Annotated in this window: 25 protein-coding genes and 1 pseudogene; 12 read left to right on the forward strand and 14 right to left on the reverse strand. The window is 50.3% G+C overall.

Annotation, left to right across the window (positions count from 1 at the left end):
• Positions 1–45: 45 nt before the first annotated feature.
• The 4 genes from GN112_RS24370 to GN112_RS24385 all read right to left on the reverse strand — a co-directional run bounded on the left by GN112_RS24370 (position 46) and on the right by GN112_RS24385 (position 3,229).
• Complete coding sequence (locus GN112_RS24370; RefSeq protein ID WP_155312570.1) at positions 46–1,344, reverse strand: helix-turn-helix domain-containing protein; 1,299 nt, start codon at positions 1,342–1,344, stop codon at positions 46–48.
• A gap of 14 nt (positions 1,345–1,358) precedes the next feature.
• Positions 1,359–1,760 carry a DUF4234 domain-containing protein gene (locus GN112_RS24375; RefSeq protein WP_155312571.1) on the reverse strand — a complete coding sequence of 134 codons (402 nt, stop codon included), beginning with the start codon at positions 1,758–1,760 and terminating at the stop codon, positions 1,359–1,361.
• Positions 1,761–1,919: 159 nt separating this feature from the next.
• On the reverse strand, positions 1,920–2,159 hold the full coding sequence (locus GN112_RS35410) for a type II toxin-antitoxin system VapC family toxin (protein WP_197743388.1): 240 nt from the start codon (positions 2,157–2,159) through the stop codon (positions 1,920–1,922).
• Between the two features lie 53 nt (positions 2,160–2,212).
• A complete protein-coding gene (locus GN112_RS24385) occupies positions 2,213–3,229 on the reverse strand; it encodes a transposase (RefSeq protein WP_155312338.1) in 1,017 nt (338 codons plus the stop codon).
• Positions 3,230–3,495: 266 nt separating this feature from the next.
• On the opposite strand from GN112_RS24385, the gene GN112_RS24390 reads away from it, so the two are divergent.
• From GN112_RS24390 to GN112_RS24415, 5 genes are all read left to right on the forward strand, one after another.
• Positions 3,496–3,750, forward strand: coding sequence for a helix-turn-helix domain-containing protein (locus tag GN112_RS24390; protein WP_155312572.1), 255 nt, complete (start codon positions 3,496–3,498; stop codon positions 3,748–3,750).
• Positions 3,743–4,054, forward strand: a complete 312-nt coding sequence (locus tag GN112_RS24395; RefSeq protein WP_155312573.1) for a HipA N-terminal domain-containing protein — start codon at positions 3,743–3,745, stop codon at positions 4,052–4,054. Before GN112_RS24390 ends, GN112_RS24395 begins: the two co-directional genes overlap by 8 nt.
• Entirely contained in the window at positions 4,051–4,995 is a 945-nt protein-coding gene (locus GN112_RS24400) for a HipA domain-containing protein (protein WP_155312574.1), read from the forward strand. Before GN112_RS24395 ends, GN112_RS24400 begins: the two co-directional genes overlap by 4 nt.
• 797 nt (positions 4,996–5,792) lie before the next feature.
• On the forward strand, positions 5,793–7,106 hold the full coding sequence (locus GN112_RS24410; RefSeq protein WP_155312576.1) for a 4Fe-4S binding protein: 1,314 nt from the start codon (positions 5,793–5,795) through the stop codon (positions 7,104–7,106).
• A 29-nt stretch (positions 7,107–7,135) separates the two neighbouring features.
• Positions 7,136–9,358: an FAD-dependent oxidoreductase gene (locus GN112_RS24415; protein ID WP_162459100.1), complete on the forward strand. Its 2,223-nt coding sequence runs from the start codon at positions 7,136–7,138 to the stop codon at positions 9,356–9,358.
• Between the two features lie 279 nt (positions 9,359–9,637).
• On the opposite strand, the gene GN112_RS24420 is transcribed toward GN112_RS24415, so the two are convergent.
• From GN112_RS24420 to GN112_RS24435, 4 genes are all read right to left on the reverse strand, one after another.
• Positions 9,638–11,167 (reverse strand): ArnT family glycosyltransferase, encoded by a 1,530-nt coding sequence (locus GN112_RS24420; protein ID WP_155312578.1) that lies wholly within the window; start codon positions 11,165–11,167, stop codon positions 9,638–9,640.
• A complete protein-coding gene (locus GN112_RS24425) occupies positions 11,164–12,177 on the reverse strand; it encodes a glycosyltransferase family 2 protein (protein ID WP_155312579.1) in 1,014 nt (337 codons plus the stop codon). Before GN112_RS24425 ends, GN112_RS24420 begins: the two co-directional genes overlap by 4 nt.
• Before the next feature lie 170 nt (positions 12,178–12,347).
• Entirely contained in the window at positions 12,348–12,734 is a 387-nt protein-coding gene (locus GN112_RS24430) for a GtrA family protein (RefSeq protein WP_155312580.1), read from the reverse strand.
• 127 nt (positions 12,735–12,861) lie between these two features.
• On the reverse strand, positions 12,862–14,814 hold the full coding sequence (locus GN112_RS24435) for an LTA synthase family protein (RefSeq protein WP_155312581.1): 1,953 nt from the start codon (positions 14,812–14,814) through the stop codon (positions 12,862–12,864).
• Positions 14,815–15,104: 290 nt separating this feature from the next.
• Between GN112_RS24435 and GN112_RS24440 the strand changes: the two genes are divergently transcribed.
• Both GN112_RS24440 and GN112_RS24445 read left to right on the forward strand, forming a co-directional pair.
• Positions 15,105–15,782 carry a heavy metal response regulator transcription factor gene (locus GN112_RS24440; RefSeq protein ID WP_155312582.1) on the forward strand — a complete coding sequence of 226 codons (678 nt, stop codon included), beginning with the start codon at positions 15,105–15,107 and terminating at the stop codon, positions 15,780–15,782.
• 13 nt (positions 15,783–15,795) lie between these two features.
• Positions 15,796–17,184: an ATP-binding protein gene (locus tag GN112_RS24445; RefSeq protein WP_231717124.1), complete on the forward strand. Its 1,389-nt coding sequence runs from the start codon at positions 15,796–15,798 to the stop codon at positions 17,182–17,184.
• 319 nt (positions 17,185–17,503) lie between these two features.
• Here GN112_RS24445 and GN112_RS24455 read toward each other — a convergent pair whose 3' ends face one another.
• The 4 genes from GN112_RS24455 to GN112_RS24470 form a co-directional block, all read right to left on the reverse strand.
• Positions 17,504–17,917, reverse strand: coding sequence for a hypothetical protein (locus GN112_RS24455; protein ID WP_231717125.1), 414 nt, complete (start codon positions 17,915–17,917; stop codon positions 17,504–17,506).
• 339 nt (positions 17,918–18,256) lie between these two features.
• A complete protein-coding gene (locus tag GN112_RS34540; protein ID WP_231716912.1) occupies positions 18,257–19,483 on the reverse strand; it encodes a hypothetical protein in 1,227 nt (408 codons plus the stop codon).
• A gap of 47 nt (positions 19,484–19,530) precedes the next feature.
• A complete protein-coding gene (locus GN112_RS24465) occupies positions 19,531–19,755 on the reverse strand; it encodes a hypothetical protein (protein WP_155308746.1) in 225 nt (74 codons plus the stop codon).
• Positions 19,756–19,851: 96 nt separating this feature from the next.
• A complete protein-coding gene (locus GN112_RS24470; RefSeq protein WP_155312585.1) occupies positions 19,852–21,657 on the reverse strand; it encodes an IS1634 family transposase in 1,806 nt (601 codons plus the stop codon).
• A 457-nt stretch (positions 21,658–22,114) separates the two neighbouring features.
• Here GN112_RS24470 and GN112_RS35415 point away from each other — a divergent pair.
• From GN112_RS35415 to GN112_RS24490, 5 genes and pseudogenes are all read left to right on the forward strand, one after another.
• Positions 22,115–22,234 (forward strand): annotated as a pseudogene (locus GN112_RS35415) (IS1595 family transposase); the annotation flags it as partial.
• A gap of 62 nt (positions 22,235–22,296) precedes the next feature.
• Positions 22,297–23,169, forward strand: coding sequence for an ABC transporter substrate-binding protein (locus GN112_RS33680; RefSeq protein WP_174247673.1), 873 nt, complete (start codon positions 22,297–22,299; stop codon positions 23,167–23,169).
• A complete protein-coding gene (locus GN112_RS24480; protein WP_162458703.1) occupies positions 23,130–23,636 on the forward strand; it encodes a branched-chain amino acid ABC transporter permease in 507 nt (168 codons plus the stop codon). The genes GN112_RS33680 and GN112_RS24480 overlap by 40 nt, the downstream gene beginning before the upstream one ends.
• 183 nt (positions 23,637–23,819) lie before the next feature.
• Entirely contained in the window at positions 23,820–24,149 is a 330-nt protein-coding gene (locus GN112_RS24485; protein ID WP_155312586.1) for a DUF134 domain-containing protein, read from the forward strand.
• Between the two features lie 40 nt (positions 24,150–24,189).
• Positions 24,190–24,534 carry a DUF5320 domain-containing protein gene (locus GN112_RS24490; protein WP_155312587.1) on the forward strand — a complete coding sequence of 115 codons (345 nt, stop codon included), beginning with the start codon at positions 24,190–24,192 and terminating at the stop codon, positions 24,532–24,534.
• A gap of 104 nt (positions 24,535–24,638) precedes the next feature.
• Here GN112_RS24490 and GN112_RS24495 read toward each other — a convergent pair whose 3' ends face one another.
• Both GN112_RS24495 and GN112_RS24500 read right to left on the reverse strand, forming a co-directional pair.
• Positions 24,639–24,920 carry a hypothetical protein gene (locus tag GN112_RS24495; RefSeq protein WP_155312588.1) on the reverse strand — a complete coding sequence of 94 codons (282 nt, stop codon included), beginning with the start codon at positions 24,918–24,920 and terminating at the stop codon, positions 24,639–24,641.
• Positions 24,921–24,979: 59 nt separating this feature from the next.
• Positions 24,980–26,137 (reverse strand): dicarboxylate/amino acid:cation symporter, encoded by a 1,158-nt coding sequence (locus GN112_RS24500; protein ID WP_155312589.1) that lies wholly within the window; start codon positions 26,135–26,137, stop codon positions 24,980–24,982.

Raw genomic sequence — 26,137 nt, forward strand, 5'->3', positions numbered from 1 at the left:
CATCTTCTCCCGGCCGCTTTAGGACCGCGTTGTTTATTTCCGGGGTCATTTCATGATTTTGACCCACAGCATCCGGGCGGTCTCGTTACCGGTGTTTTTCCAATACGAGGGAAGCGTGGTGGTCAGGTACACCACATCTCCGATACCGGCCCGGTGAACCCGGTTGCCGATTTTCAGCTCCAGGCTGCCGCTCAGCACGTAACCCAGTTCTTCACCTTTGTGGATGAAAAAGTGGGCCTGCAGCTTCTTGCCGGCCGGTATTTCTATAAGGTAGGGATCGGCGTCGGTTTCAAAATCAGGTGGGCAAAGCCGGTAACCGATGATATCCTGCTTAGGAAAATCAGCCAACCCGATCGGTGTTCCTCCCGAGAAAACGACGCGGTCGGCGGAGCCGGCCTGCTCCTTCAAAAAGGCGGCTGCCGGTACCTGGAGTACCTGGGCTATTTTGAAAAGCGCCGGAATCGATGGGTAGATGGTGCCGCTTTCGATCTGGGAGATCGTACTGGGCGTAACCCCCACCAGGGCGGCCATCTCTTTCTGGGGCATGGCCTGCCGCTTGCGGATTTCCTTTACACGCCCGCCGATGTCGATGGTTCCGCCTTTTCCGGATTCCATCTCGAAGACCACATCCGTCCCGTCGTTCCAATAGATCAACGGTGAATTCAAGACATCGGGTTTGCGCTTATCCGCTTTGCGGATGGTCAGGGCCGACTTGCCCCGGTTGATGGACAGTTCAATGGCTACCTGTGCGATCTGGTTGATACTGGCGCGCACGCGTTCCGAATGCGCTCTCTTTTCCATGATCCAGTAGGCGATGGTTTCAAGCTCATAAAGACGCGGGCAGGCACGGGAGTAAAACCGCAAGATGGCGTCCTCGCCGCCCCACAGATCCTGCATGCCGGTGAGGGATTCGAAGACAAAACGGACGTCGCCCTTCATTGTGGCGTGAAGACTATAAATGGAATCCGAAACGACATCCGGATTGTCGGGGTCGTTAACCCGCACGATCTGGAAGGGCCAATGGGCGCCGTCTTTTTCGTAAAATTTACTGAACACCTCGCTGCCGTCCCCCTTTCCGTGGGTGAAGCAGTCCAGGATAGTCAGGTACTGGCTCTCCGCCATCGGCCCCAGGTCCTCGATAAGCTTCTTCGGGGATCGGTCGAAAGTAATGTAGATCAAGGGCCTGTTGCGCTTTTGGGACTCCTTGATGAAGCTGAAACTGAATGTCGATGCAAGGCTGCCGGCATCATCGTACCAGATCACGTTGTCACCAATGAACAACCCGCCCAGTTGCTGGTCAAGCTGGTTGACGCCGGACGAAACACGGTCCTTTTTTTTGAACATCTGCAGGGGGACCTTTATCTTTTTGATTCCCAGAATGAATTCATGTGGTTCTGGACTTTGACAAGCCAAATGATTCCGCCGATCAAAGGAAGAAGAACCCAGAAACCTGAGAGCCCGGTTATGGGTTTTTCTCGCCCGTCCTCTTGATACATTCTTCCAATATAAGCCGGTATGAGCCATGGAACAGCGATTAAGGCAATTCCGAAGAAAAGTGCAAAAATGATGAATACAATTCCGCTCCAGCCTTGCCCCCGCCAGTTTCTTAACTCTTCGAGCACACAGTAATGCCAGACAATCGTATATATTCCCAAGGTAACTATTCCAAGAATCAGAACAACCCACGGATTACGAGTCTTGCCAACGGGTTTCTGGACAATGTTAGTCTGGGGCATCACTGCTACTGCAGCATCGTTCATTTAAGTACTCCTTTCTTAAAATGGTCTTTAACTCCAACCCCTAACTATTCTAAGTGTTTTAAACACGTTCAACTCGATATGTGCTACAGGAAAAAGTCGCTCTGGGTTCCCGGTCGAGAGTGTGACAAATTGTTGGCCATTTACTTCTTATAAGCAGGACTAAGGTGTTTTAAACATCGGATAGTGTTTGATATTGAGAGTTTTTAATTCTGCATTTTCGGATTCGGCGGTTGCAGCCAATATAGCATCTGCAAGTCCAACGCCATGTGACTTGCCATAATCCCGTCTATAAAGGCCCCCGGCTTTTCCGATTGCGGCATCAATTGGCACAACACGGAATAGGGATATAAAGTGCTGCAAAGCATTTTGTTCCGCATCCCCTTTAACGCCAGCATACAACTCCGGGGCATAATGGGGGCATAATGGGGCATAATGGGGACGTCTCTCATTATCTAAATAATTGAATCAATCAGCACGTATCCTTCGCATGCGGCTATGGCTTCGCCTCTTCTAACGGCATAGCCGATGCCCGACACCGTCATATCAAGTGCCCGGGCAAGCTCGGTTTGGGAAAGGCACAGCTCGCTTGCACACCAGTAGCAAAATAGACCCCGGGCATCCGCGCGTTTTTTGGGGCGGCCCTTTTGGAATATCTCTTCCTTATCGATCCCAAATAGCTCGGCGACCCTTTCGGCAACACGGTTTATATCGTAGCCATGCCGTTTGAGTTCATAGCGCCGTTCAAACCGTTCTTTGGCTTGGGACAAAACCGACAATACAAAATCCGAATCACCAAGAATGCGTTCATCGCCTTTTATACGGTCCATTCCTTTCAGTCGCATCTTTTTAACTTCCGACCATCCGCCCAGGCTGCGAACCAATCCTCCCCCGACCAATTCAGGACGACGTCCCATAGCAACTCCGGCTTGGATATAGTCAAGGTAAGCCTTGCGCGCCTTCGCCACTTTTTTTCCAAAACAGCCAAGAACATAAGCGCCGTCCTGCCAGCTACAATCATCGACTCCCACCAATAATCGGTGGCCGCTGAATGGATAATCTGTCAACGCCCTGAAGTCCTCAACCATGCCAGCACGCAATGGATTGAGATGAATATAGCGCACCAGTTCCAAAAGATAGGCGTCTTCCTGACAAATAATAGATTTGTACCGGTTCTGAAACAACTGGCCGTGGCGTTTATGTCGGCGGTTGAAACTTACCGCATATCCGGTGAGCAGCCGCTGCATCAAGCTTACGAGCCCGTCAGGGCCTGAGCGAAATAAAAAATGGGCGTGGTTACTTAGCAAAACCCAAGCATAACATCTGGTTTGCGTCTGCGGAACCAACTGATCAAGCCGATCGACAAGATTCTGCTTGTCGGTTGTATCCCGGAAAATGTTTTTTCTTTCGATCCCCCGGATGATCACGTGATGCAAAATCCCGGGAGCGTCTAATCGGGCTAACCGTGGCATGGCACCTTTCATAGCAAATGTTGAGAGGCAAATCAAGTTGATTAGATAATTAGGGACGTCCCAACCGCCCCAACCGCCCAGGGACGTCCCAACCGCCCAATTTTTAAAGATATTTTGCCGCTAAAGCGGTAAAATCTATTAATTTTTGATGGCGTTATTCGAAATACTGTCGAATACATTGACAAGGTGCCGTTATAGCGGTAATTTATGATGAATTTTGTTGATTTTTTTCTGATAATACATTAATTGACACCAAAATTGCTGTTATGGCGGTAAAACTAATCAATAAAAATGAAATGGAAATCGGCCGTATTGTTCAATTTCACCGCAAACAGGCCGGACTGTCGCGGATCGATCTGGCGGACATTGCCGGTGTGGGAAAGACGGTGATCTATGATGTCGAAAACGGCAAACAAACGGTTCGGTTGAATACCCTGCTCAAAATTATGATATCGCTCAATATATCCATATTTTTGGATAGTCCGTTGATGGATCGTTACGAGGCGCGTGAAAATGCGTAAGGCGGATGTCTTCATGCATGATGTCCGTGCCGGCGTTCTGGAGGAGCTTTCACCGCGGACAACGTTTCGGTTCACTTATGATCCGGCATACAACGGCCCTCCGGTTTCCCTGACAGCGGCTGTCCGACCTGAGCCGTACACGTATGAAACCTTTCCTCCCTTTCTGGAGGGGTTGCTGCCCGAAGGATACAATCTGGAGGCTCTCCTTAGAGCTATGAAAATTGACCGGCAGGATTTACTCAGTCAGCTTCTGGCGGTGGGAGGGGATATGGTTGGTGCGGTGACGGTGCGGGAGATTGAATGAACACCTGCCTGATTACCTATGCGACGTGTGAGGGCAGGTACTCCCCCCAGGGACTGAGAAAACTGTCCAGAAGTCTCAAGCAGCTTAAGGATTTTCCCTATACCGCTGCGGATCAGATTGTTGAAGCCGCCGCCCGTGCTCCAAAAATGTCAATCCAGGGGGTTCAGCCCAAGCTCAGTGCCGTCCTGAATGCCCGCCAAAACGGATTCGAGCTTGTGGATACTGGAGGTCGCTACATTCTAAAACCTCAAAATCCACAATACAGGCACCTGCCTGAGAATGAAGACCTGAGCATGCGCCTGGCGGAGGCAGCCGGCATTCCGGTCCCGCTTCATGGACTGATTTACTCCAAAGACGGCTCCCTGACCTACTTCATCAAGCGGTTTGACCGGGAAGGAAAAAAAAAGATTGCCGTTGAGGATTTCGCCCAACTCATGGGCCTGAACCGGGATACCAAATACGACGCCTCCATGGAAAAAGTCGCGCAAGTCATTGACCGGTACTGCACCTTCCCGGCAGTCGAAAAAATAAAACTGTTCAGATTGACGCTGGTGAATTTCCTGGTCGGTAACGAAGATATGCACGTGAAAAACTTTTCGCTGATGACCCGGCAGGGCAAGGTGGAATTGACACCTGCTTACGACATTCTGAACACCACCATTGTGCTATCAAAAGCGAAAGAGGAGATCGCGCTGCCGATCAAAGGGAAAAAGCGCAAGCTAAGTGCCGACATTCTGGTCGATTATTTTGGCCTGACCAGGCTAGAACTGAACCGCAAAATCGTTTCCTCGGTGTTAGAAACCTTTAAAAATGTTTCGTCAATATGGAATAATCTCATCGCGGTCAGCTTTCTGCCGAACGAAGTGAAAACGGAATACAAACGTTTGGTTGATGAACGATTCGAAAGATTGCTGAAAGGATCGTTCCTCCTCAGCAAGTAAACGCGTATTGCCGATGACAGTGAGGCTGGAGAGCAGCATGGCCGTGGCGGCGATCAGTGGGGGTGAGGAGTAGAAGATCTTTCGGCGTTCAATACCTATGATAAGAATGTGATACAATGCGTCTGCAGCGTCAATGCGGGGGGGCGTGGCATATTTTTTCTTATTACCGTAGCACATAAAAAATTCGAACCAATATATCAATGGATGTCCCCAACTGGTCCCCCAACTGGTCCCGTCCCCAATTGGTCCCATCTTCAGCCGTAGCCCGACCCCAACGCCAAATCGTGAGGAGTCGTTGCACATTGAAAGAATCTTTAAACTTTCAATCCGGGTTGAAAGCTTCTTTTCATCTTACACTCTAGAGGTGTCACCCCCCTATCCCAATTTATCAAAAATTCCATATAAAATCAGCCAACAACAAATAGTGTCACCCACCGTCATTTTGGCATGTATTGTGAAATATTAAATGCCGCTTTGCTCTTGCCTAGGTGAAACCAAAGAGAAGAAATCGAATGAAACACATTATCGGTGTGGATGCCGGCGGAACGTTTACGGACCTTGTGTGCATGGATGAGCTTGCAATTCTGTGATCACAAAGACACCCTCCACACCAAACGATCCATCAATAGCTATTATGTTGCTTTGCCCCAGATACCTGCGGGTGCCCATCGAGGGTGATAGCCCCGAATACTTTTGAAGTGGATATGGATAAAACGGCTTTGTTAAGAGGGGCTGATTGAGAACGAAGGCAATAGGAAATGGATCGAAAAAGAAAATACTAAGAAAAGGAGAGCAACATGGCGGATCTAAGTGTAACCTTTGTTGGAAAGAAATTGAGAAGCCCGCTTGGCGTGGCCTCCCATGCCGTTTTGAATCCAGGCGTTGGGGACTCCAAGGCCGAGACGGAGCATTTGAAGAAATATGCGGACATTGCCGTGGGCTATGTGCACACGCCGTTTATCTGTCCGGAAGAGGAGCATCCCAAAGACAAACCGCCTGCATGGAAATTTATGAGTATTCGATCCAGAGAACCCTTTGCCATGGAGGGACTTCTGGTCGCCACTGAAGCGGCGCGAATCATGTGCCGATTAAATCCAGGGCTCTCGATGATCGAGACCCTCAGAGAAGAATTGCCGGAGGACGTGGCGGTCATTGCCAATATGATAGGACCCGGCGCCGACCCCGAAGGGTGGGCGGATCACTGCGAGGAGGCGGAAGATGCCGGCGCCGACATTATTGAAATGAATGTTTCCTGCCCCATACCCGCCAGCGAAGCCAGGTCCGTTATGGCATACCAATGCGGAGAGATGACCGAATCCGCCGGATGTCTCTTGGGGGATTCCCCCGCCCTTTTGATACCTGTTGTCAAAGCGGTTGTGGACCGGGTCAACATTCCCGTAGGGGTTAAGCTCACACCGGAAACGGGGTTTCCGCGGATCATCGGAATGGCCGAAGAGATAAAAAAGGCTGGTGCAAAATTCATTACGGGGATTAATGCGCCGATTACCTGTGGCCCGCCCGACATATACAAAGGCGGCCAGGGAAAATGGCCCGGCCTTTCGGCAAATCCCATTTGCGCCTCCCTCGGCCCCTGGGACCGGTTTCTCCTTTATAGAAATTTAGGCGTCCTTTCCGCTTTTGTTCCCGGAATCGAACTGACCGGTGTCGGAGGGCTCGTTGAACCCGAGCATGTTGTCGAGGCTATGATGTTGGGCGCAAGGATCTGTGAGTTTTCATCAGGGCTGCTGTGGAAAGGAACGAAACTCATTGAGGAGAGCCTCACCTTTCTCTCCAATTATATGGACCAGATGGGATACAAGAGTGTTGAAGAGTTTATCGGCCTCGGCGTGAAATACATACAACCGGTGGAAGAACTGGATTGGCGTAACGAAGACTTTCTTGCCACCGTAGATGACAGGCTGTGTACCCGGTGCGGCAGATGCGCCAATAGCATCTGTTCGGCCAGAAGCATTATGCAAAATCCCTTAAGACTCGTCATCGATTCCCGCTATTGCATCGGCTGCGGCTTATGCCAGGCCATTTGTCCTGAAAATGCGGTAAGCATCGTCGAGCAAAAACATCCGGTGATAGGGGTGAGTTTGGAAAAATAAAATATTCAGATTGATTGGAGCTAAATGAATTGAAGGTCATAGAACTTACAATCAATGATCGAAAAGTTTCCGCAGAAGCAGGAATCAGCATACTTGAGGCGGCAAGGCAAGCCGGTATTTACATTCCGTCACTGTGCTATCATCCGAGCGTACCGTCATCGAACCTCATGCCGGATAAATTCATTTATCAAGGCGGAAAACGGATTCACAACGAACAGGCCCTCGATGCCGATGCCAATTGTAATTTATGCCTTGTACAGGTACATGGGCGAGGGGCTATCGTCAAAGCCTGTGAAACGCCGGTTGAAGCCGGTATGGTGGTGACCACTGAAAATGACGAGATAAAGAAAAAAAGAAAAGAGAGTCTTACCTCGATCTTGGCCCATCATCCGAATATCTGTCTAACCTGCGACCGGGATCCAAGATGCCCGCCCTTTGGCGTGTGCAGCAGAAGCGCCAACGTGCCGGATAGATGTGTGGCTTGCCCGGGGTATGCTACCTGTGAGCTTATCCGTATCGTGGGTCACATCGGTATGGTCGGCATCACCATTCCTCGGGAACCTGTTGACGCTTCTCTCATTGACGATAACCCTTTTCTCGACTTTGATCCCAAATTATGTGTTGGATGCACCCGTTGCATCAGATTCTGCAAAGAGGTTCGAGGAATTGGTGCGCTTGGGTATGTTTCAAAGGAGGGACGGATTATTACGGGAACAAAAGCCCCAAGCTTTCAGGAGTCCGGTTGTCATTTTTGCTTCGGATGTGTTGAAGTTTGTCCCACCGGCGCTCTTGCGGATAAAAAGACCAAATGGAATGAAAAAAAAGAGGGGGAGGAAAGAAAAAAGGATGTGGTGCCCTGTATGGCCGCATGCCCGCTTCAAATAGATATTCCGGCCTATCTTTACGCCGTTACAAAGAAAAATTATGACGACGCACTAGAGATCATTCAGGAAAAATTGCCTTTTGCATCCCTATGCGGTCATGTTTGCACCCACCCTTGCGAGTCGGCTTGTCGCCGAAACGAGCTGGACCAACCGGTGGCCATTAAGGCCATTAAACGTTTTGTCGCCGAAACGGTGCCTTTTGTTGAAACCCCATCAAAAGCGGTGTCTGATAAAAAAGTCGCGGTTGTCGGATCCGGCCCTGCCGGCATGACAGCTGCCTATTTTCTAAGAAAAAAGGGTGGACATCAAGTGACCGTTTTTGAGGCGTTTTCAGAAGCTGGCGGCATGCCGCTCACCGGCATCCCCCGATTTCGTCTTCCCAAGACGGTGTTGAATCTTGAACTTGAGAGGTTAAGGAGAATCGGCGTAGAGATCATTACAAACCAGCCCGTTGAATCTGTCAGCGATCTTTTTAAATCCGGTTTTAACGCGGTTCTCATATCCATTGGCGCACATGAAGAAATTTTCCTTGGTATTCCCGGTGAAGAGAATCCGGGCATCATGGGAGCGATTGGATTGCTGCGCAAGGTGAATTCGGGCGAAAAAGTGGATTTGGGCGATCGTGTTGCGATCATCGGTGGCGGGAATGTGGCTTTTGATGCTGCGCGGGTTTCCAAGCGGTTAGGTGCCAAGGAGGTAACCATTGTCTACCGGCGATCAGAAGAAGAAATGCCTGCCGATGCCGAAGAAGTCAAACAGGCTGCGGATGAGGGTATCAATTATATGTACTTGGCCTCGCCTATTCGATACGAGCTGAATGGCAAAAAGATACGTGTCGAGTGTATTAGAAACAAGCTAAAGCGGCCCGATGCCAGCGGCCGGCCGCGTCCCAAGCCCGTCAAAGGCTCTGAATTTTCTTTTGAGGTGGACCGCGTTATCACAGCCATCGGACAAAACACGAGAATGCTCCAAGAACTGCATACGGATATGGACGTAAACGGCCGGTTCAAGGTTGAGGAGAATACGCTTATGATGAATACCGACGGCGTTTTTGCCGCCGGAGACGCTGTCAGCGGACCCAAAACCGTCACCACCGCCATTGCCATGGGCGCAAAAGCGGCCAATACCATCAATACTTACCTTGGCGGGCAGATGATCGTTGATTTGGCCACTTTCAATCCTGAAAACCTACCACAACAACTTGAGCAGGACGATAAATTTCTTGCCAAACGCATGCCCATGCCCCTTCGACCGGTGGAAAATCGGAAGAATAACTTTGAACAGGTTGAATTGGGTTTGACGGAAGAAATGGCAGTGGCGGAGGCGAAAAGATGTTTGCGTTGTAGTTTGCGCTTGGGGATAGAATAAATAGGTAAGCTATACTTTAAACGTCCACAATCTGCAACAATAGCTCAATGTTCAGCAGTTTTGCCGTATTTTGCACAAGTTTGCACTTTTGATACCTGGCATTATCAAGAACAATGGAAATCGGGAAATCACAGTATTTATCGCTGAGCTTAACCAATAGCTGACAAATGCTGTATGAATTGATTTTACCTATGATTTTCCGCTGGACGGCAGTCGACCCGGGCCAATCCTTGTACTGCAACCCGACGGTCAGGGGGCGAAGGACGTGATAGGCGTTGATTATATCCTTTCACGAAGTCCAGTTATTGGACCCTCGCCGATCTGCAAGTGCAGGGAGGCATTGTCTTTAAACAGCAAGCAATATCGATCGGTTTGAAATACGATGGAATCTTTGCCAGGGAAAGATTCGGGCAAACGCTTCAAATCCTTGCTTCGAACAGCAAAGTAGACACGCTCCTGGTTCTCTTCAATTTCCGCTGCCTCATTTAAATTACCCGCGAAGCGGGCTTTTCCCCGGGAATAAAAATCAGCCGAGTAGGGCCGCTTGAATAGATAGACCAATGGACCATTTCCATTGCCACTCATATTCCGATAAGCTGCAACAATCGCCGATTGGCTGTTTGCCGAAGGCCCATAACCCATGACGATCCCGACCAGGCCGATCGAAAACAAGAGCAACATGACGAGCGCTCCCCGGCGCAGCACCAAAAAACCTTTCAGGGGATTTTCCGGGAAACGGGAACCGGATAGTATCAGTTCGGCCGTCAACAGGGCCAAGGCAGGCAAGCCGGGAAGTACATAGGTCCAAAGGATGTTGCTCGCCAATGTGAAAAACACCAAGGGGGCGGCAGCCCAAAGGACCAGATAAAGCCGCCAGCCATCCCCACCGGCAGGTTGTCTCAGCATGCGCATGCGCGTTTCTTTTTTCAGCACTCCAACCAGGAAGATGGGTGACCACGGCAATGTGCAGGCCAACCCATACAACCAGATCGTGCCTTTGGGTCGCAAATGGGCATGTCCGTATAGATCTCCCTTCCATCCCGGGATGGTGAAACGGTTCCAATGCTCACCGATGATAAAGTAGTTGAGGAATCCCGGGGTTTTTTGTTCCGCCAGATAATACCAGGGGGCGCTCAAGCAAATCGTCAGAAATGCGCCGCCCAACCAGGGAAGGCGCTCCCAAACTTCTCTCCAGCAACGCTGCAGGAGTACCCAAATGCCAATGGGGAAAAGTGTCAGGACCACGGCCACAGGTCCTTTGGCCAACAGGCCGATGGCCAGTCCGACAAAGAAGGCGTATCCCCAGAGTCGGCCAGCGCGGCCCGATCGGATCAACGCTTGCCAGAATGCCACCATGCAAAGGGTGGTCCCTGCCAGCAGGGCAGGGTCGGTCATCACCGCACCGCTGCTGACAAAGAAAAGGGGGGCGGTTGCCAGGACCAGCACCGCAGCCATGGCATGATCACGGCTTCTTTGCCGAACCGCCAGCCGCCATACAAGAACCATTACCGCCAAGGACATCGCAAAGGAGGGAACCCGGGCCGAAAATTCGTTAATGCCGAACAGCTTCATGGCGCCAGCCGCGAGCCAGGTAGAAAGCGGAGGCTTCCCCCAGAAGGGAACCCCAAGGCTGTATTGGGGCGTTATCCAATCACCGGTTTCAACCATCAGTCTGGCAATGTTGCCGTAACGCGCTTCGGTTGTGTCGGCCAATGGGTAGGCCCCCAGGAACATCAGGCGCAGCGCACCCAGAACAATCAGCAAAACCCACAACCATTTGATGGTTGTCCTGCCATTTTTACGGATCATGACCGAACTCTCTCATCCTGAACCAGTGACAACGTATGCCGTTTGATCGTTTTATAGTGACGATTCACCAGATACAGTGGGCGCTGCTTGGCCTCGATGAACATTCTTCCCAGGTATTCGCCGATGATCCCCAGGGCCAGCAACTGCAGCCCACCCAAGAAAGCAATGACGACTATCAAGCTGGGATAGCCGGGAACGGGATCGCCCGTTAAAAGCGTTTTCAGAAAAACAAACAGCCCATAGAGAAGTGACGCCAGGGAAGTCAAAACGCCTACATAACTGGCGAGTTTGAGTGGCGTTATGGTAAACGAGGTGAACCCTTCGAGCGCGAAATTCCACAATTGCCAATAGTTCCATTTCGTCTTCCCGGCCTGGCGGGGTTCACGATGATAGGCGATCTCTTTGGCCGGAAAACCAATCCAGGCGAACAGTCCCTTCATAAAACGGGTACGTTCCAGCATCCGATTGAGGGCATCGATCGCCCTGCGACTCAGCAGCCGGAAATCGCCTACATTTTCCGGCACCTGAACGCGTCCGATGAGTCCCATAAGCCAATAAAATGCCGACGCCGAGGTCTTCTTGAGCCAGGTTTCACTTTGTCTGCTGAGCCGGCGCATGTAGACCATATCGAAGCCGTTGCGCCACTCTTCGACCATCTGTGGAATGAGTTCGGGCGGGTCCTGCAGATCCGCGTCAATGATAACGGCGGCATCTCCCGAGGCAAATTCGAGTCCTGCCGTCATCGCAGCCTCTTTACCGAAATTTCGGCTCAAATCGATCACCTGAATACGCTGATCGGTTCGGGCCATCTCACGCAGGATGCCAAGCGTCTCATCCGTGCTACCGTCGTTAACGAACAAGATCTCAATTTCATCGACCTGAGCCGAAACCAACGCAGCCGAAAGCCGGGAATGAAATTCGCGGAGAACTTCTTGCTCATTGAAAACCGGAACGATGATCGAAAGTAAGGATCGTCGAGGAGCCTGAAATACAGTGTCCCGTTCTCTCATCATTTCTCCTTAAGGGCTCGCGCAAAAATAAATTTGCAAATTGTCAGTGTTCAGGCGCCCGCTCAGCAAGGCGCGGAGACAAAGGAATATCAGGCATATTCCGTGTTTTCGCAACGCCGCTGAGCGGGATGGATGGGCGCTGAAAATGTGAAGTTATTTTTGCGCGAGCCCTAAAAAGTCCACACTCGATTGATGGTAAAACCGACTGAAAACTGTATCCCCGTGGCGAAAACCTGGGCTGGCGCCAGTGACCAGTTCATTTGTGTCAACGCGGTGTTGAGAATCAATCCGTTCACACCGGTAGATATCGCCGCAACGGCAATGAACCTGGAAGAGGCGCTGATGTGCCTCCTTGTGCTATGAAAAGTGATGAAATAATTGGCCAGATAGATAACCAATGCGCCTGCTATCGCACCGCAGGTCGATGCCCAGAGGGGCTGGAGTGCATACCATCGAACCAGGATCACTAAAAGTGCGTAATGAACCAGTGTGCCTGCGATACTGGCTCCGAGATATTTCACCACTTGAGTAACGGACTCCATATCAAGGCGCAGCACGTAGGGTTTCCTTACAAATATTGTGGGCAATCATATCTCCGGTAACGATTTTCTTCTGGTGGCGCATCAGAAAAAGAAGTAAATCATCCCTTTTCTCATAGTGTTTTTGGCAAGGCCAGAGGGCGGTTTAGGATCCCCTGCTGTGCCGCATGAGATAATAACCTTCATGATAGGCTTGCATGGGCCACAGGGCGTGGGCCAGCGCTTCTTTCGCCATGGACGGATCCTGCGAAGCTGGAAACAACGCCCCATCCAAGTAGGAGAACTGCCGTGGGGCCTGGCCTGGCTGTAAAATGGTGATTTGGTCCCCGATTCTGTATGCCATGTTTTGGTTGTACTGCATGATGGCGCGACCTTGTTCGTCGGCCTGCAACCGGGTGATGTCACGGCCGATCATGGGGTGTGAACCGGAGATCCCCATGAGCGACAAAAGTGTGGGCGGAAGGTCGATCTGGCTTACCACAGCCTTATGTACCGCCGGCCGGATTCCAGGGCCGATGATCAAACCCGGAATGTGAAAATGGCTGATCGGAACCAGTTCAGCACCGCGCACCCGGTTGTCATGATCGGCCACTACCAGGAACAGGGTATTGTTCCAATAGGAGGAGCGGCGGGCCTGCTCGAAAAACCGTCCCAGGGCATAGTCGGCGTAGCGCACGGCGTTGTGCTCCGGGTTGTCGCTGAGTTCTTCCTTTTTCAAGCGGCCCGAAGGGAATTCGAAGGGAGAGTGGTAAGAGGAGGTGAACACCAGTCCGAAAAAGGGCTGGTTGCCGTAAGCTTCGAATTCACGGTGTGCCCGGTTGAACAGGTCTTCGTCGCAGACGCCCCACGTCCCCTTGAAAGTGTATTGATCATAGTCCTTTTCATCCACCACCCGATCAAATCCGTTGGCCATAAAAAAGCCGCGCATGTTATCGAAGTGGCTTTCCCCTCCATAGACAAAAAGGCTCTGGTAGCCTAATGACTTGAGGTGAGCAGCCAGGTTGTAAAAAGTTTCTCCCCGCGAAGCCAGCTTGACGATGCTGCGGCCCGAAGAGGGTGGGTAGCCAGTCAGCACCGCTTCAATACCCCTCACTGAACGTGTTCCGGTGGCGTACAGCTCCTCGAACCACAGTCCCTCGCGGGAAAGCTGCGTCAGTTCAGGCGTCAGGGGGAGGCCCTCCAGATTTTCGACGAACTGTGCTCCGAGGCTTTCCTCCAGAATAATGACAAGATTGAGAGGGGACTTCCGCTCTACGGATGCGGGCTGGTAATGCCAGGTGGGGCCGGCTGGGTTGGTAAAAGCATTCTCCGGGTATCCTGTGGCGGAAGTAACCAGACGCAGGATTTCCTTTTCTGGGAGACGGCCATAGAGGCGGCTGGAGTCCTTTTCGTCTTTCAACTGGTATATGGCATACAGCAACGAATAGGTCGAGTTGAGGGCCAGGTCGTTGACCAGCGGGTCATTGGTGAAGGCCGCACAACTGATGTTGGCCGGGCGGTGGCCCAGACTGGAACGGGCCCCCAGCACCACGAGGGCCGCGATCAGGGGAAACAGCAGCAGGCGCCGCAGGAGAGAATTTTGTGGACAGGCCTGCAGGAAACGAGACGAAAAGCGCCAAGCGGCCAGCCCCGCTACGGAAATCAGGAGTACCCCCAAGAGCAGAAGCGTACGGTATTCTGCCCACAGCATGCCGAAAACCTCAGGGTAATAGAGCAAGTATTCGAAAAACAGACGATTGGGTCGCACTCCGTATTCGGACAAAAAAGCTGGGGTGGCCACTTCCATGAACACCACCACGACCATGACCAGGCAATACCATCCGCGCATCAGGAGCATGGCCCAGCGTCCGGGGCGCAACCCCATCCCCGAAGGCAGCCACAGCAGCAGAACAGGGACGAGGAGATAGGATATGAGCTGGATGTCCATCCGCAAGCCGGTAAGGAAAACGCGGGACGGTTCGTCTGTAGCAACCACCCGTGGCCAATACCAGGCCACCAGCCCTCCCCTGAAAGTGAGAAATATGACCAGGGTCGAAAAAATGATCCACACAAAAGGGGACAACAATTTTTCGGTATCTTTGAATTGCAATCTCTTCATAGGGGGATAACGTCCTCGAGTTTGATACGATGCAGGTATACTGACAAGCTAAAATGACGCCTGCATGAAGCCGACATTAAAAAAAAGTAATATTGGTGCGGGCGATTGATTTGTCGGGGGCGACCCTGTATACCGGTTTGCAGGTCAAACCGCTTGGAACGGATTTGTGGCATCCGGCATGCCAACTCACCGGATATGGATGATAGGCAGTCTGCCTAAAAACGTGTAAAAATCATAAATTGGAAGTATAATCGGTACAGTAGCGGATTGCGGGAAGGAATGGAAAAGCAATGCACGTCTTGGTCGTGGAAGATGACGGGGGAACCCGGCGCTTTCTGGAGAAAGGGCTGAAAGAGGCCGGTTTCGCCGTGGATGCAGTGGCAACGGGTGAAGACGGCCTGTATATGGCGATCCACACGTTGTATGACCTGATCATTCTCGACGTGATGCTGCCGGGACCGGACGGTTATGAGGTTCTTGCGGCTCTGCGCAACAGACGGATCGAAACGCCGGTCCTGTTCCTGACAGCCAAGGACAGGAAAAGCGATATCGTACACGGGCTCGAACTGGGGGCCGACGATTATTTGGTCAAACCCTTTTCCTTTGCCGAACTGTTAGCCAGGATTCGGGCGGTGGCCCGTAGGGGACAGGCTACCAGCCCCGACCAAGAGATCGTGATCGGTGACCTCGTTCTGGACCGCTTGAAACGGGAGGTTCACCGTGCCGGAAAAAAAATTGAACTCACCGCCAAGGAGTTCCAACTACTGGAATACATGATGCGCAATCCGGGGTATGTGCTGACGCGGACCATGATCCTGGAGCAGGTGTGGGGCTATAATTTCGATACCCAGAGCAACATTATCGATGTCCACATCAACCGGTTGCGGGCCAAGGTGGACAAGGGGTTCGGCAAAAAGATGCTCCGCACGATAAGGGGAATGGGGTATGTTATCGAAACGGCTGCGTAACTATCTGGGGCGTTTGGATATTCGTCTTGCCGTGTACTACTCATCCGCCCTGCTTTTCCTCGCCATTGCCATCTCATGGTTCCTCTACTATCGGCTGGAGCATAATCTCACCAAGCAGGTCGATGGCATCCTGATCGACGAGTTTCATGAGCTAACCTTGGAGATCGAGGAGGAAGGCGGTGTCCGGGAAGGAGTACAAGGGTTCGCCAAGGATGTCGTCTGGCGTAAATATTACCCAATTTTGTTCCAGGTGCTGTCCGCCCAGAACCAAGTTGTCACGCGGCCGGTTGAATTCGAGGCTTTTTTCACCTTCGGCATCCGGAATCAGGAGTATTTCACTGTCATTGCCAGGCACGATGTTCATGGCATTAAGGGGCACTTCAGGGTGTTGGAGCGCCGTATCGCGGATAAGGCCAGCAACAAGGAATATGTCGTTCACCTTGCCACCCACCTGAAAAGAACCGACAAAATCCTAGAAAATTATATCGAAAACATTGTAAGCGCGATTCCGGTCATTTTTGCGGCCAGCATCCTGCTGGGCCTGTTCATCGCCAAAAAGCCGCGGGACATTCTCAAGGAAATTATCGGGGTCACAAACAAAATTACCAGCGAGAATTTGTCGGAAAGGCTGACGCTGCCCGAAGCGCGGGATGAGATCCGCCAACTGTCCATTACCATTAATTCCATGCTTGATCGAATTGAAGGCGCCTTCGAACAGATTAGACAATTTACTGGGGATGCTTCTCACGAACTGCGCACCCCTCTGGCGGCGATAAAGGGTGAGATTGAAGTGGCCCTCACCCACGGGGAAAGTTCAAGGGAATACCGAGAAACGCTTTTCAACTGTCTCGAACGGGTCGAAGATATCATTCGCATGGTGAATGGCCTCATCCTGATTTCACGCTTCGATGAAAAAGAAATCGATTGGCAGCCGACAGAAATAGATCTGGCAGCGCTGGCGGCAGAAATCATAGAGTTTTTCCGGCCTCTGGCCGAGGGAAAAAGGATACGGCTCGAGATGCAGGCGGCTGAATCGGTGATCCTTTATGCGGACCGAAGCAATATTTTGCGACTGCTGAACAACCTGATGGAAAACGCCATTAAGTTCACCCCGGAAGGCGGACGTGTGAGGCTGCGGACTCAGTGCAGCAGGGAAGAGGTAGTCTTGCGGGTGGAGGACAATGGCCCCGGGATTCCGCCGGCGGCGCGTGAAAACATCTTTCATCGATTTTATCAGATCAATGCGGCGCGTTCTGGTAGGGGGCGAGGCACGGGACTGGGACTGCACATCTGCCAGCGCATTGCGGAGGCCCATGGAGGCAAGATTTGGGTAGAAGACAATCCGGGCGGTGGAGCTGTTTTTGTCGTGACCCTGCCTAAAGACAAGACTCCCGTGGCGTAAGGGCCGGGGGACAACTCAACAATCGTTGCATCAAACCTGATAGTCCGATAGAGCCGCAGCGAAACAAAAAATGTGCGTGATTGCTGAGCAAGGCCCAGGCGTAGCAACTGGTTTGGGTATCAGGAATCAGACGAGAAAGCCTGTCGACAAGACCTCCTTTGTCATGGGTATCTCGGAAGATGTTCTTGCGTTCGATCCCTCGGATGATGACATGATGCAAAATCCCAGGCACATCTAATTGGGCTGAGCGTGGCATAGGATTCAAATTAGCAAATTTTGTCTTCCAAATCAATTTAATTAGATAATGAGAGACGTCCCGCTATTCTCCCATCTTTTTAACTTCCGACCATCCGCCCAGGCTGCGAACCAATCCTCCCCCGACCAATTCAGGACGACGTCCCATGGCAACTCCGGCTTGGACATAGTCAAGGTAAGCCTTGCGCGCCTTCGCCACTTTTTTTCCAAAACAGCCGAGAACATAAGCGCCGTCCTGCCAGCTGCAATCATCGGCTCCCACCAATAATCGGTGGCCGCTGAATGGATAATCCGTCAACGCCCTGAAGTCCTCGACCATGCCAGCACGCAATGGATTGAGATGAATATAGCGCACCAGTTCCAAAAGATAGGCGTCTTCCTGACAAATAATGGATTTGTACCGGTTCTGAAACAACTGGCCGTGGCGTTTATGTCGGCGGTTGAAACTTACCGCATATCCGGTGAGCAGCCGCTGCATCAAGCTTACGAGCCCGTCAGGGCCTGAGCGAAATAAAAAATGGGCGTGGTTACTTAGCCCATCTTTTCCGCTTGAATTTAATATTTACTGTAATTTCTAATAGTTGAGTCATACGCTAAGGCGTTTATGGCACTACTTATTTTTTATACCTCATATTTTACCACTTTTCCTGGACTATGAGGCACACCCAGTGCATCATAAATTTTTAGTTGACGAGACTCTGCTTTTGTGCTTTTTCTAACATGTATTGTCTCGCCATTTTTACTTCTCATTACTGCTGTTGTTCGATTTTGGCCGTCTAATTCTTTCGATCTGTGCGGACGAAGATATCTTAAATGGTCAAGCAGCTAAGCTAAATTTTACTTCCTTATTGCTGAACCAATTGTGATACTCATCGTTGATTTTCAAAGTTGTGATGATAGCCAGATTGAGAGAGCCTTTCTTCGCCCAACTCATTCCATTCTTCTTTTGGCGATTTGAAACGACGAGGTCGTTCATCTTTTCACCCACATTACTCGAGTTCCGAAGATTTAACCGTTTGCGCATATCATAGTTGGGAATCGAGGATTTATTCCGACCCAAATAGTCAATGAGCTTTTGAATATGATTCTCATCCTTGATTTCGGATGCCGGGATGTTTTCAAGATATGATATGGCCTTGTTTGTAAGGCCGTGCCACAACAACGGCATAACCGCGCGAAGCGTTTCATTTCTCAACTTTCTGCCTTTCATCCCCATGCTCAATTCTTCTTTGAACTTCTTGCATAGATGAAACCAATCAAGAACAATCTGCATATTATTGTACCAACCAAATTGCTTGACGATGGCAGCATTTAGCGCCTTATGGCCGTCGGTAAAAATCTGAAGACGTTTGCCGAATAGAAAATTTGACAAAAGAAACGCGATTAGCAACCACAAGCATGATTTGGTGCCATCAGCTGCCAATACGTATTTTGGGCCTCCATGTTCAATGTGGCATACGGTATCATGTACATATTTTCGCGTATGCTCAGTGATTTTTGGGCTTTCTCGTGTACCCTTCTGCCTTTTGGGGGTTACGTCGTCTATGCTTATGTTGACCGTTTGACTGGGTTCTTCGTAAATGACGGGATTATTCAACAGTTCAATCGGATTATAGTCGAAAGATCCTTTAGAAAGGGCCTTGTGAACTTCATCCATGGGAATTGATATCGGTTCTCCGCCCCTGGGAATATCTGGGTTGATACAACATCCGTCAGCGCTGAAGTTGCCATGATTCAAATCATCGGCCTTTTGCTTTAAATGGTCGATCAATTCCCGACCTTCTTTCTGGGTCTGATCATGCAATGTGCGATGTGGCGTACCGCCTTCTATTTGGTGCCGTATGAAGTTGAGCCATTTTGATGTTTTCCGGAAGGATCCTTCCGTATTACCCATAATCATGGCCCGTTCCTTAAAGCCCGTGGTCAAATAAAACTGATTCGTTCCTAATGGGGCAAATATCGATTGACTACTGTCAAACCGAACGCCATTTTCATCAAATGCGAAGTGGGTTTCAAACGCAAAACGCCCCACGGCGCCATCCACCAGATATGGGCTTTCATTTACCTCAATTTGATTAGCCCCACTGAAAGTCAGGACTTTTTTTTAGACACCTTTTCCATGTGTCGTGCTATGGCGGCTCTTATTGCAGGGTATGCCGTATTTAAAATTGCTATTTCGCAGTCGTCTATATTTTCACCGGCATCAGCGTTTACAGTGTATTGATAACATCCATCTTCCAGTTCAATGGGCTTATCGTCCGTTTCCTCATCACATTCAACCAGGTTCACCATGACTTCGATTTTGTATTTGCTCATTGGTAGCCTCCGTCTCGGGGTTTGAGATAGTGATCTACCAAAACATCGCATTTATCTTTAATGATGTCCAGTCAATTCCGAACCTATTTTCATATCTTAATTTTTGGTTAGCCCTTTGTGCAATATCCATCCTGGGCATGGTCCGCACAGCTCGAATTCTTTTCTCAAATCGGACCAACTTGTATGAATCCCATTTTCTTTAAGTCTAAACCTGATTGTATGAACGTGGTGATAAGCTAATAATGTGATAAAGAGATGTCCTTTTACTCTCCTCGTTATTTGATGAAACACCGGCCGTAAACCCAACTCCGATTTTAAACTTCGAAATACAGCTTCAAGATCAGTCAACATCGTATATGTACGCCAAAGAATAGTTTCATCCAGATCGTTCAAGTTTGTTCTCAAACAATAAACGCCTGGATTTGAATCTGAAGAGTCAGAATTTTTTTTTATCTTCCAGGTAATCTTTGTCGCCTTCTTTGATCCTTTATCTTTATGGATGGTAATCTCATAATTTTTAGCAGCTTTGGTATATTTTTGTTTCAGCCGTCCTACTTTTTCAACAACCTTCTCATAAATCTTTAGCCGACCTTTTTGATTTAAACCATCGTTCAATGATTTTAAGTCTGCTTCAAATCTTTCTGAAAATCGATTTTGAATGCTCTGATCCTTTTTTTCTCGCTCACTTGAATGACAATAAATTTCAGTCTCTTCTGTTTCCTTGACATATTTTTTGTACGCTTTAACAATGTAATCCTTATCTCTTTTTACTTCAACAGCTTTATCATGATCAAATTCTCTATATCTTTTCCTGCTGACAACAAGGTATCGGTAATGATTCGCCTGCAACCATTGTACATTATCGTTTGTTGCTATCCCGGCATCCATTACGACAACTGGTTTCTTTTTATCAAAAACACTCATCTGCTTATCGTCTTCTAATGAACTTTCTGATGGTTTATTCAAGCTTGAAATCATTTCTTCCAGTGTTGATGGCTCACTAACGTTTCCGGAAAATATTTTACTTCTTCTTGGAAAGCCGCTACTGTCCAAAACTAAAGCCAAAGTTACCAAGGGACAGTCTGAGCGTTTTTCTTTTGATTTTCCATGCTTGCCAAGTTCATTATACTTACAGCTTCCCTCAAAAAATGTGTTTGTCAAATCATAAAGTGTAATTATTTCTTCAAAACCAAACAAAAAACGTTCTCGGTTGTATAAATGCCTTTCAATCGCTTCTTTGTCTTTGTAAATACGGTCAGATATTTCATAGATTCGTTTTAGCGACATACTTTCATAGTCATAGCCGATTAATTCGCCTAAACCGCTTCGATTTTGCAGCCAGTAATGCGTTGATAACTCACTGCCGGGAACCGCCATTCGACCAACTATACTTCCGATTGCAGCTGCTATTTGATGATTATTATATCCAAGACCTTCAAATATTTTATCCAATTGTAATTTGAGAAATGTTTCATGTGATACATGTTCAATACTAACGCTACGCGGTCTTATAAGTTCAAGACTATCGATATCAATCAAACGGTAATCGGGGGCATCTATACTATCGTTTTTGTCTGTATTGTTGTTTTGACTCGACCGGGTTTGTATGATTTGTGCAGCATAATGCTGTGCGGCTTGCTCAATTTTTTCCGGCAATTTAAACAAACTTGATTGACCATTAATAATTCCCTCAACACGACAAGCAATATCTGGCCATTGTTCTCGTGGAAAAGGAAAATTTTTACCGAGATTTATAATAGTGCGCTGCTTCACCTTATTTCCAACTCTAACTGATCCAACAAGGCGATGAGTGAAATATGTTTCGCCATCTTTTTTGCTCTTAATTGTTGTTCGTCGGATATACATGCCATCTTGAATTACAGAAAAAACACCGATTGTCAATACTTCGGTGAATTTTATGGCACTACTTTGGCCGGCAAAATTTCAACATATTGTAATTATTAATAAAATAATTTCATATGTAGTAAAAAACGCGGTTCTTCAGCAATTTTCCGGAAAAAAGTGACAAAGATGGGTTAGCAAAACCCAAGCATAACATCTGGTTTGCGTCTGCGGAACCAACTGATCAAGCCGATCGACAAGATTCTGCTTGTCGGTTGTATCCCGGAAAATGTTTTTTCTTTCGATCCCCCGGATGATCACGTGATGCAAAATCCCGGGAGCGTCTAATCGGGCTAACCGTGGCATGGCACCTTTCATAGCAAATGTTGAGAGGCAAATCAAGTTGATTAGATAATTAGAGACGTCCCCACTCCCACAGAGACGTCCCCACTCCCACACTCCCATTGCCGTTGAACGAGATGATATCAAAAAGCAGATCGGGGGAATCAGACTGCGTGTGATCCCCGATTGCACCAAGGAATCCCTCGAATCTTTTGTTTACGATAACATCGAGCCGGACTCAGTAATCGCAACAGATCAATGGGCCAGTTACAATGACATTGGCAAAGAGCAATACCTGCATCAAACGACCAACTTCAGCAAAAATAAAAGATATGAAAACCTCCAACCAACGTTGACATGCAAAAAGAGTTCGGGACCCCGATTAAAAAACTGGCCTTCGTCTATGAAAACGGCGACTGGAGCAAGGGATTTGCCGCCCAGTGGAAGAAACTGGCCCAGGACGGCGGCTATGAGGTGGTGCTGGACGAACCCTACCCCTTCACTGCCACCGACCTGAGCCCCGTGGTGCAGAAAATCCGGCGCGCCCGGGCGGATGTCCTGATGCTGGTCTCCAATGCGGCCGATGCGATTCTTCTCACCAATACCCTGGCGGAATACAAGGTCAACCTGAAAGCCATCATCACCAGCGGCGGCGGCCATGCGGATCCGTCGTTCATGCAGACGGTCGGCGAGAACGCCCGCTATATCTTCGACATCGTCGAGTGGGAGACCAATGTCAACAAGCCCGGGGCCAAGCAGACCAACGACCGCTACAAGGCCGGATACGGTGCCAACCTGACCGGCGAGGCCGTGGACGCCTACCTTTCCATGTACCTGATCAAAGCGGTCCTGGAGAAGGCCGGCAGCCTCGACCCGGCAAAAATCCGGCAGGCACTGGTCGATATCAATCTGACCGACGGACCGGGCATGATCGTCGGCTACGACGCGGTGCTGCACATCATCGTTTTGATCTACTTTTACGCCTACCTGACCACGTCCTGGAACATGGTGGGCGGGTTTGCCGGCGTACTTCCCCTGGGTCATGCGGTGCCTATTTTGCCCTGGCGACCATCGCCTTTGCCGAGGGGTTCCGGGTCATGGTCAAGAACATCGATTACCTGGGTCCGCTCAAGATCAACGGCCCGCGTGGCCTGCAGATCCCGCCCCTGGACACGGGCCTCGCCAATTTCATGTTCACCACCAAGGTGCCGTACTACTACATCATCCTGATCATGCTCATCGCCGTTCTGGCACTGACCATGTTCATCTCCCGCTCCAAGCTGATCGCCATGGCCATGAGTTCGTTTTTCACCGCCCTGGCGGGAACGTTCTATGCGCAGTTCTCCCTGTTCATTCACCCGCGCAGCATCATCTCCTTGGACATCTCCTTCGAGATCGCTTTCATTGCGCTCATCGGCGGACGTGGCTCCATCGCCGGGCCGGTGATCGGTGCGCTGTTGCTGCGGCCGGTCAGCGATCTCTCACGGATCTATTTCGGCGATACCCTGCCGGGGCTGCATCTGATCATCTACGGCGTGGTGCTGATCCTGGTGATGATATACCAGCCCAGGGGGCTGCAGGAGTCGCTCGCCCGAATCTACGACACCCTTGTCGACAAAGTGGCGCGCACGTTCAAAAAGAGGAAGCCTACCTGGGGATATAATCGATCCGAACCATCTTGGCGTCCACCCAAATAAGTGCCAGGGGCACCTGCGATTGATCGCGGGTGCCCCCTTGTTTTTTTTGGAAAACTGAAAAGGATGCAGCATCCCATCGTCCACCGGGATAATTATTTTGGTCAAACGACCTTAATTATCCTTGACAACCACTATTATAGTTTTTATTTATTAATCAAAAGACCATTACTGTGAGGTTGAACCATGCCGAGACCCAAAAAACCCAGGATTGTTTCCAGTTATCCGACCATCGCCGCCTTTGTCCCACAGGGAATGCCGATCTCCGGCGAAGTGATGTTGTCCGTTGAAGAACTGGAGGCCATTCGATTAAGCGATTTCGAGTGCCTGGATCAGGAATCGGCAGCCAACCTCATGCAGGTGTCCCGGCAGACGTATGGCAGAATTCTGTCCAGGGCCCGCCATATCGTTGGCGAGGCCTTGGTTACCGGCAAAGCCCTCAGGGTCAGCGGCGGGAATTATGCCATGCGGGGCGGCGGCAGACGCCGCCGACGGCGGGGCAGGATGGATGAGTGATCATCCACGGTAACTTACCCCAAAACAAGGAGGTACCATCATGCCAGGATTTGACAGAAGTGGACCCGCAGGAGCCGGCCCCATGACCGGTGGCCGCCGAGGAGTGTGCGGCGGATCATACGGACGACCCGCTAACATCGGCTATGGTTTTGGCTATGGCGGAGGCAGGGGCATGGGATTCAGGCGCGGATATGGCGGACGGGGGCGCGGTTTCGGATACCGCGGATACGGAGGATATCCGGCACCCCCCGCCGTCGGCCCCGCTTATCCGCAGAGCAGTGCCGATGAAATGGCGATGCTCCAGGCCGAGGCCAATGCCATGAAAGCCTCGCTGGAATCCATCCAGAACCGGATCGCGGAGCTGGAAAAGGACGCATCCGAATAGCAGCGGAAGGGGTACCGGCCTGACGGCAACCCAAACGAAGGGAATCCGACGTCATTGGACCGTCATACCGGTACCCCCTATTGAGACAGATTTCGGGTAACAGCCTACAAAACCGATTTCTCGATGAACAGCTTGTTTTCCTCGATGATCTCCTTGGCAATCTGAACGGCTTCTTCCATGGTGCGGATGCCGCCCCTGACAAAACTGTCACGCAAACGGATGATATACTCCAGGTTCCCCTCTTTGTCCGCTACCGTCTGGATAAACAGATTCATCCGCGATCCCAGGCGGATATAGTTGGCGCTTTGCAGGACCTTGCCTTTATAGGTCCAATTTCCGGCAACGTCATGCAACATGAAATCGTGGATTTGTTTTGGAAATTCCATGGTGTACTCCTTCCCCAAATGTAGACATCGATAAAATTGAGTATGGCTGCGGCCGTTGATCAAACCTCATGAATGGCATTTTCCGAGTGTCCGATAACGACAGCCGCCGTTGCATCCCCCCAAACGTTGATCGCCGTGCGGAACTGGTCAAGGATTCTGTCAATCGCGAGGATCAGTCCGATGCCATCCAGGGGAAGGCCCGCAGCCGTCAGGACGATGCCCATGGTGACCAGGCCGGCACCGGGAATCGCCGCCGCCCCGATGGCCGCCAGCGAGGCGGTGACGAAAATGACGACCTGCATGCCGATCGTCAGTTCAATCCCCATGATCTGGGCGATAAAAATAACTGCCACGGATTCGTACAATGCAGTTCCATCCATGTTTATCGTGGCACCAAGGGGAAGCACGAAATTGCCAATGCGGCCTTCCACGCCGGCTCGTTTCTCCAGATTGCTCATGGTCATCGGCAAGGTGGCCGCGCTGGAGGCGGTAGACCAGGCCGTCATCATGGCCGGGCTCAGGGCCTTGAACAACCGGTACGGATTATACCGCCCCATCAGCAAAACCAGAATCGGCAAGGTAACAAAACCGTGGATTAGCAAGCCCAAAAGAACTGTGGCCGCATATTTGCCCAGCGCTTTCAATGCGGCAAATCCAAGATCCATGAAAATCGCGGTGACCAGCATAAAAATGGCATACGGCGCGATGACCATAATCGCCATGATGCCGTTTTGCATGATTCGGTCGATACCATTGATGGCATTGGTCAGTGCCTCGGAATCCCGTCCGATGGTCGATGCCATGATGGCGAGAAAAATCGTGAAAAAAATGATCTGCAGAATGTTGCCGGTGGCAAACGCCGCGGCCGCATTTTTGGGGATCATGTTGACCACAATAAGCCCCGCCAGAACGGCCAAGGCCGTGGTCAGCATGTAATAACCGACGGTTTTGCCGCCAATCTTACCCAGTGCGCGCACATCTCCGAGATTGGCCACCGCCATGAAAATCGAGGCAAACACCAGCGGTACAATCAGCATGCGCAGCAGCCGGATAAAAATGTCTCCACCGTACTGAAAGACGGTTTTCATGACATACAGCGGGCCCGACGTGATGCCGGCGCCCATGGCCATGTTGATCCCCATGCCGATCCCGATACCGGCAACGATCCCGATGAGAATTTTCCATTGCAGGTCAATCCCTTTGCTCTGCTTCTCCAT

The organism is Desulfosarcina ovata subsp. ovata (assembly GCF_009689005.1).
In the GTDB taxonomy this organism is placed as follows: domain Bacteria; phylum Desulfobacterota; class Desulfobacteria; order Desulfobacterales; family Desulfosarcinaceae; genus Desulfosarcina; species Desulfosarcina ovata.

What these genes read in the sequence shown, in the direction of transcription:
- GN112_RS24420 (WP_155312578.1), bottom strand. Translation starts at nt 11,167, where the DNA reads ATGATCCGTAAAAATGGCAGGACAACCATCAAATGGTTGTGGGTTTTG.
- GN112_RS24385 (WP_155312338.1), bottom strand. Translation starts at nt 3,229, where the DNA reads ATGCCACGGTTAGCCCGATTAGACGCTCCCGGGATTTTGCATCACGTG.
- GN112_RS24490 (WP_155312587.1), top strand. Translation starts at nt 24,190, where the DNA reads ATGCCAGGATTTGACAGAAGTGGACCCGCAGGAGCCGGCCCCATGACC.
- GN112_RS24440 (WP_155312582.1), top strand. Translation starts at nt 15,105, where the DNA reads ATGCACGTCTTGGTCGTGGAAGATGACGGGGGAACCCGGCGCTTTCTG.
- GN112_RS24395 (WP_155312573.1), top strand. Translation starts at nt 3,743, where the DNA reads ATGCGTAAGGCGGATGTCTTCATGCATGATGTCCGTGCCGGCGTTCTG.
- GN112_RS24425 (WP_155312579.1), bottom strand. Translation starts at nt 12,177, where the DNA reads ATGAGAGAACGGGACACTGTATTTCAGGCTCCTCGACGATCCTTACTT.
- GN112_RS33680 (WP_174247673.1), top strand. Translation starts at nt 22,297, where the DNA reads ATGCAAAAAGAGTTCGGGACCCCGATTAAAAAACTGGCCTTCGTCTAT.
- GN112_RS24410 (WP_155312576.1), top strand. Translation starts at nt 5,793, where the DNA reads ATGGCGGATCTAAGTGTAACCTTTGTTGGAAAGAAATTGAGAAGCCCG.
- GN112_RS24480 (WP_162458703.1), top strand. Translation starts at nt 23,130, where the DNA reads ATGTTCACCACCAAGGTGCCGTACTACTACATCATCCTGATCATGCTC.
- GN112_RS24465 (WP_155308746.1), bottom strand. Translation starts at nt 19,755, where the DNA reads ATGAGCAAATACAAAATCGAAGTCATGGTGAACCTGGTTGAATGTGAT.
- GN112_RS24455 (WP_231717125.1), bottom strand. Translation starts at nt 17,917, where the DNA reads ATGCAGCGGCTGCTCACCGGATATGCGGTAAGTTTCAACCGCCGACAT.
- GN112_RS24400 (WP_155312574.1), top strand. Translation starts at nt 4,051, where the DNA reads ATGAACACCTGCCTGATTACCTATGCGACGTGTGAGGGCAGGTACTCC.
- GN112_RS24375 (WP_155312571.1), bottom strand. Translation starts at nt 1,760, where the DNA reads ATGAACGATGCTGCAGTAGCAGTGATGCCCCAGACTAACATTGTCCAG.
- GN112_RS24485 (WP_155312586.1), top strand. Translation starts at nt 23,820, where the DNA reads ATGCCGAGACCCAAAAAACCCAGGATTGTTTCCAGTTATCCGACCATC.
- GN112_RS24500 (WP_155312589.1), bottom strand. Translation starts at nt 26,137, where the DNA reads ATGGAGAAGCAGAGCAAAGGGATTGACCTGCAATGGAAAATTCTCATC.
- GN112_RS24370 (WP_155312570.1), bottom strand. Translation starts at nt 1,344, where the DNA reads ATGTTCAAAAAAAAGGACCGTGTTTCGTCCGGCGTCAACCAGCTTGAC.
- GN112_RS24435 (WP_155312581.1), bottom strand. Translation starts at nt 14,814, where the DNA reads ATGAAGAGATTGCAATTCAAAGATACCGAAAAATTGTTGTCCCCTTTT.
- GN112_RS24390 (WP_155312572.1), top strand. Translation starts at nt 3,496, where the DNA reads ATGGCGGTAAAACTAATCAATAAAAATGAAATGGAAATCGGCCGTATT.
- GN112_RS24495 (WP_155312588.1), bottom strand. Translation starts at nt 24,920, where the DNA reads ATGGAATTTCCAAAACAAATCCACGATTTCATGTTGCATGACGTTGCC.